This window comes from Halomonas sp. 141, assembly GCF_002810305.1.
Taxonomy (GTDB): Bacteria; Pseudomonadota; Gammaproteobacteria; order Pseudomonadales; family Halomonadaceae; genus Vreelandella; species Vreelandella stevensii.
In genome coordinates this window covers 21,085-28,083 of the sequence record NZ_PINZ01000040.1, presented here as the reverse complement: position 1 = coordinate 28,083, position 6,999 = coordinate 21,085, and the positions used below count along the sequence as shown (strand labels likewise).

Genomic DNA, 6,999 nt, shown 5'->3' with positions numbered 1-6,999 from the left:
GGGTGTTGGACGACAGGTCAGATTTTACCTCGTCGGTGGCTATGAGGCAGCTCCGACGGGATTTATGCAGCGTTTCCCTAGGTGCCACAACTCGAAATAGGCGTTAGATAGCGGCGAGTTCGCCCACACGAGCGCCACAACCGTGACGATCACCAGCAGCACCGCAGCGCCAGACTCCGTGCGTAGATAGTGGGCAACGCGTCTCCGTCTGATATGCGCCGAGGACTCACCAAAAGAAGAGGCTGGCATGTGCTTATCCTGTAGTTTGTGAGATCACGATGGGCAGGTTTCGGAGGCGACCGGTCAGGCGTCCGCCTCTGGCAGCGTCCCATCATCCAGCGAGCGCAGCCAAGTAAGCCATTCTCCCAGCCTGCGCTCAACACCTCTGTCCGTTGGCTGATACCAGCCCGGCCGCGCCACGCCCTCGGGAAAGTAGCTTTGCCCAGCGGCGTAGCCGTTGGGCTCGTCAGGAGCGTAGCGGTAGCCTTCGTGATACCCCATCTGCTGCATCAGCTTCGTCGGCGCATTGCGAAGATGGAGAGGCACAGGCAGGGAGCCGCTGTTCTTGACGAAGGTCTTCGCCTTGTTCCAGGCGGCATAGGCAGCGTTCGACTTGGGGGCGGCAGCAAGGTAGGTCGCCGCGTGGGCAATCGGTATTTCGCCTTCGGGGGAACCCAGCCTCTCATAAGCCAGCGCGGCATTGAGCGCCAGTTGCAGCGCCTGCGGGTCGGCATTGCCGATGTCTTCGCTGGCCACTACCACCATACGGCGGGTCACCTGGCTGACGTCGCCGCTACCGTCAAGGATGCGGGCCAGCCAATACAGGGCCGCATCAGGGTCGGAGCCCCGTAGCGACTTGTGGAAGGCTGAGAGCTGCCAGTAGAACTCGTCACCGCCCTTGTCGAACCTGCGCAGCGATGGACTGGTGGACAGCTTGGCGGACTGGCCATCGACCACGGTCTTGCCAGCGCCCGACGCCGCATTCGTCACCTGCTCAAGCAGATTGAGGAAGCGCCTGCCATCGCCATCGGCAAAGCCCTTGAGCAGATCCAGCGCGTCCGCGTCCAACGTGACGCCCTGGAGATGCGGCAGTGCGCGTTCGTAGAGTTGGTTCAGTTCGTCGCTGGACAGCGGTTCGAGGGTATAGACCTGCGCGCGCGAGAGCAGTGCGGAATTGACCGCCAACCCCGGATGCTCGGTCGTCCCCCCCACCAGGGTCAGGAGCCCCGACTCGACATGGGGCAGCAGGGCATCCTGCTGCGCCTTGTTGAAGCGATGGATCTCATCGACGAAAAGCACCGTCGATCGACCATGGTTGTCCAGTTCGGCCTGGGCCTCGTCGATGGCTTGCCGGATGTCCTTCACCCCGGCCAGCACGGCCGAGATGGCGATGAATCGGCTGTCGGTCGCACTGGCGGCCAGGCGCCCTAGGGTGGTCTTGCCCACGCCTGGCGGCCCCCAGAGGATGAACGAGTGCAACTTGCCCGCCTCGAACGCGAGACGCAGCGGCTTGCCGGGGCCGAGCAAGTGCCGTTGCCCGACGAATTCGTCCAGCGTCTTGGGCCGCAGGAGTTCGGCCAAGGGAGGCTTGGGCTTTGTCGTGAATAGATCGGTCAAGTTCCTCTCCCTGGCATTTCTGATAGTTGACGTTCCGATAAGGTGGGCACCTCAATCCAGAGAGCCGGATTTATCCAACGCCGTGGGCTCTTTGTCGGCAATCGCATGCATGATGATGCGAGAGCCGCGGTAGCCGATGCTGTGGTTCCATACCCAGCTCAAAGCGACACTGAGACGATTTCGCGTGCCGATCAGAAAGTAGATGTGCGCCAGCTTCCAGATCCACCACGCAAAGGCACCACGCAGCTTCACCCGCCCCATGTCAATCACCGCCAGGCTGCGGCCGATGGTGGCCAGGTTCCCCTGATGCCGGTATTTGAAAGGCCCGTCAGCGGGCTTGCCCTTCAAACGCCGTCCAATCAGGTTAGCGACGTACTTCCCTTGCTGTTTGGCGGCCGGGGCGATGCCCGGCACGGGCTTCCCATCGGCCATGGTGCACGAGGCTGTATCGCCGATGGCGAAGACCTCCGGGCGACCGGCCACCGTCAGGTCAGGGCCAACGACCACTCGACCAGCACGATCAGACGCAGCGCCCAACCAGCGAGCCGCGGGAGACGCCTGGACTCCGGCGGCCCAGACGATGGTCTTGGCCGAAAGGGGCTTGCCGCCATACACCACGCCGTCGGCCGAGCATTCGGTGACCGGAGTACCCAGCACGACCTCGACCCCGAGTTTTTCGAGTGCCTGGCGCGTATAGGCCGAAAGATCCTCTGGAAAGACCGACAACAGACGCGGGCCAGCCTCGATCAGTACAACCCGCGATGTGCTCGGGTCGATCGAGCGGAAGTCACGCGCCAGCGTGTCTCGTGCCAGCTCGGCGATGGTTCCGGCCAATTCAACCCCGGTGGGACCACCACCGATGATGACGAACGTCTGCAGCGCGGCACGCTGCTGAGGATCGCTCGTGCGCTCAGCTTCCTCGAAAGCCGCGAGGATTCGGCCCCGAATGGTCGTGGCATCTTCCAGCGTCTTCAACCCCGGCGCGAAAGCCCCCCATTCGTCGTGTCCGAAGTAGGCATGGGTAGCACCTGTCGCGAGCACGAGCGTGTCGTAGGTTTGCCGCATTCCATTGTTGAGAATGACCTGACGCGCGTCCTGGTCGATACCTTCCACTTCCGCCATCAAGGTGTTCACTTCCGGGCGATTTCGGAAGAGATAGCGAATAGGCCAGGCGATCTCGGATGTCGAAAGTGACGCACCTGCGACCTGGTAAAGCAAGGGTTGGAACAGGTGATGATTGCGCCGATCGATGATCGTCACATCGACCTCGACACCAGCAAGCTGGTTGGCAACCTCGATCCCGCCGAAGCCCGCTCCGATAATGACGACGTGATGTCGGTTTTTGGAGGTCTTTGTCATGACCTGATCTCCTCTCTCAGCGTTTCAGCGCCGATGCGTGGTGTGCCATATGCTCGCCAATGAAGCTGGCAATGAAGTAGTAGCTGTGGTCGTAGCCTGGGCGCAGATTCAACGTGAGCGGGTGCCCCGTCTCGTCGCAGGCTTTGCGCAGCAGGTCGGGCTGAAGCTGGCTCTCCAGGAACTCGTCGCCCAAGCCCTGATCAACCAGCAACGGCAAACGCTCCTGCACGGTGCGAATCAGCTCCACGGTGTCGTACTGCTTCCACACTTCCCGATCGCTGCCCAGGTACGCCTCGAAGGCCTTGTGCCCCCAGGGAACCTGGGTGGGGGCGACGATGGGCGAGAAGGCCGAGACGCTTCGATAACGGCCCGGGTTGCGCAGGGCGATGACCAGAGCGCCGTGTCCTCCCATGGAATGGCCGCTGATGCTCCGCTCCGCTGTCACGGGAAAGTGGGCCTCGATCAGCGCCGGCAATTCCTGCACGACGTAGTCGTACATCCGATGATTCGCAGCCCAGGGTTCCTGTGTGGCGTTGACGTAGAAACCCGCCCCCTGTCCGAGGTCATAGGCAGGATCGTCGGCAACGCCTTCGCCGCGAGCACTGCTATCGGGCGCGACGACGGCAATGCCATGTTCGGCCGCGTAGCGCTGGACGGCGGCCTTGGTGATGAAGTTCTGCTCGGTGCAGGTGAGGCCTGAAAGCCAGTACAGCACCGGCACCTTGCCGTGCTGTGCCTGCGGAGGCAGATAGACGCCGACCTTCATCGTGCAACCGAGCGTCGTGGATTCATGCTGATAAACGTCCTGCCAACCATCAAAGCTGGCGTGATGTTCGATGCGTTCCATGTAGTTCTCCTATGTTCAAAGGAACGGCGCAGCTCTCGCGCGCCAGGACGGCAGCTCGTCAGGAAGATTTCTCTTCCGCTGCCGTGTCGCCGTGGGCGTGTCTGATCCTGCGCACGATCCACCAGATCGTCAGCATCACCGCAGGCACCAGAACCGCCATCACCGGCGCCACGCTGTCGTGAACCATCGGAATGCCCTTGAGCAAATAGCCGAGAAGACTCACGACGTAATAAGAAATTGCCGCGACCGACAGGCCTTCGACGGTTTGCTGAAGGCGCAATTGCATCTTGGCCCGGTTGTTCATCGACGCAAGCAGATCGCGGTTCTGGCGTTCAAGCTCGACGTCGATCCAGGAACGCAGCAACGCGATGGCCCGGGTCAGCTTGTCGGAGAGCTTGGTCTGGCGCTCCTTTACGGATTGGCATGTCCGCATGGCGGGAGCGATGCGACGCTGCAGGAAATCCGCCCAGGTGCAGTACCCGGATACGGCCTCTTCCGAAAGCGCTGCCAGCCTTTCCTCGACGATCTCGTAGTAGGCACGACTGGCGCCGAAGCGATAGAGATTCGCCGCAACGCCAGCTTCCAGTTCGGCAGCCAGGCCGGTCAATTCGGACAGCAGCACGTCGCTGTCGCGCCGTTCCACCAAGCTCGTACACATCTCGTCGGTGATCGCCGCAAGGCGCGACTCCATGCGCCGCAGCTCCGACGTCATCGACCGCGTCAACGGCAAGGACAGCAACGCCAAGGTACGGTAGGTCTCGATCTCCAGCAGACGTTGAGCCAGCGCACCCGCCCGCGCCGGGGTCAAATCGCGGGCAAGGACGAGGATCTGCGTCAGGCCATCCTCATCCTGTCGGAAGTCGGTGAGGATGGCGGCAGAGCCGTTCTCCACCAGCGAGTAGCACAGGCTGGCAGGATCGAAGCGATCGGCCTCCTTCTCCGTTTCCGGCGTCCATGGAAGAAGTCTCAAACGGATGCCGGATACGACCGGGCCGGGAGGAACAAATCCATGCTTGAACGGATTTTCGCCGCACGGCTCTCCCGTCTCGGAATCCAGCGAAGCGCACCAGAGATACGTTGAGAACTCGGTGTGCTTTTCACAGTGCAGGTCTCCCTCATCCCATGTCATGCCGTGAAGCGGCGTAGCGTGGTCGGGCTCGGCAACGCCGAAGCGATGAGACAACTCACTCATCGCCATCTGATCCCTGGCCTGATCGCCTTCGGTCATGAAAGCGAGCTGCAATATGCCGCGGGGGGCCTGAATCAACAGATGCGGGCGCGCATGCACTTCACCCACGGCCGCAGCACGATCGGCATAGGCCGGCATGCCGTACACGGTGGCGGTCGGGGCGGGTTGTACGGTCGTCGCATTGATGTTGGCCGGCTCTTGCATAACGACCTCATTTCTCATTGGTTGAAAAACACGCTTCAAAGCAAATGCCCGCAGCCATGCGTTTCGCACATGGCTGCGGGCCGATCTTCATGAGCAGGCACCGCTCTACACGGTCCGTCTAATAGGCTCGCCGTATAGAGGCTTGTGCTGGCCCTTTCAGAACGCCCTCAGCTTCCTTGCTTTCAGACGAAGGTGTACGAGCAGACCTTGTTGCCCGCCGGATCACGCAGGTAGGCCGCATAGGCACCCGGCAGGTGACCACGTGCGCCAGGCTGGCCCTCGTCGGTGCCGCCTGCGGCAAGGCCGGCAGCATGGAAGGCATCCACTTCGGCGGGAGTGGCGGCCGCAAAGCCGATCGTCACGCCGTTGCTGGAGGGCGCTTCACCATTGCCCGGACGGGCGATGATGAAAGCCGGCTTTTCGCGACCGAAAAGTACCCATCCGTTGTTGAAAGGACCGAGGTTCTTGATGCCAAGAGCACCCAGAGCGGCGTCGTAGAACGCGACCGACTTCTGAAGGTCGGCAGCGCCGATAAAAATGTGCGAAAAGATGCCATCGCCAGAAATGACAGGAGTGGACATGATTAATTTCCTTGGTGGTTGGTGTTGAATGGGTAGTGGGCGGTCAGTAGTGGATCACCGTGCGAATCGACTTGCCTTCATGCATCAGGTCGAAGGCCTTGTTGATGTCGTCGAGGCCCATGGTGTGGGTGACGAACGGGGCGAGATCGATCTCGCCTTTCATTGCGTCCTCCACCATGCCGGGAAGTTGAGTGCGGCCCTTGACCCCGCCGAAAGCCGAGCCCTTCCAGGTGCGACCGGTGATCAACTGGAACGGGCGCGTCGAAATTTCCTTGCCTGCACCAGCCACGCCGATGACGATCGACTGGCCCCAGCCACGATGTGCTGCTTCTAGTGCCGAGCGCATCACGTTGACGTTGCCGATGCACTCGAAGGTGTGATCGACACCCCAACCGGTCATCTCGATGAGAACCTCGTGAATCGGCTTGTCGAAGTCCTTCGGGTTGAGGCATTCGGTCGCGCCGAAGGTACGAGCCAGCTCGAACTTCGCTGGATTGGTGTCGATGGCGATGATGCGACCTGCCTTGGCCTGGCGTGCCCCCTGAATCGCAGCGAGCCCGATGCCGCCGAGGCCGAAGATGGCCACAGAGTCACCCGGCTGAACCTTGGCCGTGTTGTGAACAGCGCCGATGCCGGTGGTCACACCGCAACCCAGCAGGCAGACATGCTCGGGATTGGCGTCCGGGTTGATCTTGGCCAGCGAGACTTCGGCCACCACCGTGTATTCGCTGAAGGTCGAGCAGCCCATGTAGTGGTAGATCGGCTGGCCGTTGTAGCTGAAGCGGGTGGTGCCATCGGGCATCACGCCCTTGCCCTGGGTGGCGCGCACCGCGACACACAGGTTGGTCTTGCCGGACTTGCAGAACAGGCACTCGCCGCACTCGGCGGTATAGAGGGGAATGACGTGATCGCCAGGCTTCACGCTGGTCACACCTTCACCCACCTCCACGACGATACCCGCACCTTCATGACCCAGCACGACCGGGAAGAGACCTTCGGGGTCGTCGCCCGACAGGGTGAAGGCGTCGGTATGGCAAACGCCGGTGTTCGTGATCTTGATGAGCACCTCGCCCTTGCGCGGCGGCTCGACGTCGATCTCGACGATTTCCAGCGGCTTTCCTGGCCCGAAGGCAACTGCTGCACGTGATTTCATGATGTCGCTTCCTTTACTAGCTAACTAAATTTGCCCTCACCGAGGGCAC

The 6,999-nt window shown here is 61.7% G+C and carries 7 protein-coding genes; all 7 read right to left on the bottom strand.

The annotated features are described in order from the left end of the window. Positions 1–39 precede the first annotated feature (39 nt). Positions 40–249, bottom strand: coding sequence for a Na+/H+ antiporter NhaA (locus tag CWI66_RS14250; RefSeq protein ID WP_100732035.1), 210 nt, complete (start codon positions 247–249; stop codon positions 40–42). 54 nt (positions 250–303) lie between these two features. Continuing rightward, positions 304–1,617 (bottom strand): replication-associated recombination protein A, encoded by a 1,314-nt coding sequence (locus CWI66_RS14245; protein WP_023106336.1) that lies wholly within the window; start codon positions 1,615–1,617, stop codon positions 304–306. 51 nt (positions 1,618–1,668) lie between these two features. Beyond that, a complete protein-coding gene (locus CWI66_RS14240; RefSeq protein WP_011871464.1) occupies positions 1,669–2,976 on the bottom strand; it encodes an NAD(P)/FAD-dependent oxidoreductase in 1,308 nt (435 codons plus the stop codon). A 16-nt stretch (positions 2,977–2,992) separates the two neighbouring features. Further along, positions 2,993–3,823, bottom strand: a complete 831-nt coding sequence (gene fghA, locus CWI66_RS14235) for an S-formylglutathione hydrolase (protein ID WP_011871465.1) — start codon at positions 3,821–3,823, stop codon at positions 2,993–2,995. Positions 3,824–3,881: 58 nt separating this feature from the next. After that, on the bottom strand, positions 3,882–5,216 hold the full coding sequence (locus tag CWI66_RS14230) for a DUF3422 family protein (protein WP_023106334.1): 1,335 nt from the start codon (positions 5,214–5,216) through the stop codon (positions 3,882–3,884). A gap of 182 nt (positions 5,217–5,398) precedes the next feature. Beyond that, positions 5,399–5,797, bottom strand: coding sequence for a VOC family protein (locus CWI66_RS14225; RefSeq protein ID WP_017514589.1), 399 nt, complete (start codon positions 5,795–5,797; stop codon positions 5,399–5,401). 43 nt (positions 5,798–5,840) lie between these two features. Then, the gene (locus tag CWI66_RS14220) at positions 5,841–6,950 is read right to left on the bottom strand and encodes an S-(hydroxymethyl)glutathione dehydrogenase/class III alcohol dehydrogenase (protein WP_007182549.1); all 1,110 of its coding nucleotides are present in this window, start codon (positions 6,948–6,950) and stop codon (positions 5,841–5,843) included. Between the last annotated feature and the right edge of the window lie 49 nt (positions 6,951–6,999).

What these genes read in the sequence shown, in the direction of transcription:
- CWI66_RS14250 (WP_100732035.1), bottom strand. Translation starts at nt 249, where the DNA reads ATGCCAGCCTCTTCTTTTGGTGAGTCCTCGGCGCATATCAGACGGAGA.
- CWI66_RS14240 (WP_011871464.1), bottom strand. Translation starts at nt 2,976, where the DNA reads ATGACAAAGACCTCCAAAAACCGACATCACGTCGTCATTATCGGAGCG.
- fghA (WP_011871465.1), bottom strand. Translation starts at nt 3,823, where the DNA reads ATGGAACGCATCGAACATCACGCCAGCTTTGATGGTTGGCAGGACGTT.
- CWI66_RS14230 (WP_023106334.1), bottom strand. Translation starts at nt 5,216, where the DNA reads ATGCAAGAGCCGGCCAACATCAATGCGACGACCGTACAACCCGCCCCG.
- CWI66_RS14225 (WP_017514589.1), bottom strand. Translation starts at nt 5,797, where the DNA reads ATGTCCACTCCTGTCATTTCTGGCGATGGCATCTTTTCGCACATTTTT.
- CWI66_RS14220 (WP_007182549.1), bottom strand. Translation starts at nt 6,950, where the DNA reads ATGAAATCACGTGCAGCAGTTGCCTTCGGGCCAGGAAAGCCGCTGGAA.